This window comes from Bradyrhizobium sp. NBAIM08 (genome assembly GCF_020193935.1).
Taxonomy (GTDB): domain Bacteria; phylum Pseudomonadota; class Alphaproteobacteria; order Rhizobiales; family Xanthobacteraceae; genus Bradyrhizobium; species Bradyrhizobium yuanmingense.
In genome coordinates this window covers 1-400 of sequence record NZ_JADYVR010001005.1, presented here as the reverse complement: position 1 = coordinate 400, position 400 = coordinate 1, and the positions used below count along the sequence as shown (strand labels likewise).

Genomic DNA, 400 nt, shown 5'->3' with positions numbered 1-400 from the left:
GAATCATCCCCGTCGTGCCGCCGCTGGGCTTCGATGGCGAAGGCAAAACCTATCGCGTCAATTCCGACCACATGGCCGTGGCCGTCGCCGAGGCCTTGAAGGCGACCAAGGTGATCTTCATCGCGACCTACGACGGCCTGGTCTATCGGGCAGATCATCCGGCAGATGCTGGCCAGTGATCTGGACAAAGCGCTGGCCGACAAGAAGAATGATTTCACGCCGGAGATGTTGTCGAAAGCCACCCATGCGGCCCTGGCCTGCCAGGCGGGCATCCCGCGCGTCCACATCATCAACGGGCGCGTCGATGAAGGCCTGCTCGCCGAGGTTTTTTCCAACGAAGGCATCGGCACGCTCGTTTACGCGAACGAGTACCAGCAGATTCGCCGCGCCCTGCGGAAGG

At 62.0% G+C, this 400-nt stretch carries 1 protein-coding gene and 1 pseudogene; both read left to right on the top strand.

Going from position 1 to position 400, the window contains the following annotated elements; genetic code table 11:
• Window positions 1-14: 14 nt before the first annotated feature.
• On the top strand, window positions 15-179 hold the full coding sequence (locus I6F37_RS46985; protein ID WP_225154858.1) for a hypothetical protein: 165 nt from the start codon (window positions 15-17) through the stop codon (window positions 177-179).
• Window positions 166-400, top strand: a pseudogene (locus I6F37_RS43165) (hypothetical protein); the annotation flags it as partial. The gene I6F37_RS46985 and the pseudogene I6F37_RS43165, both read left to right, overlap by 14 nt.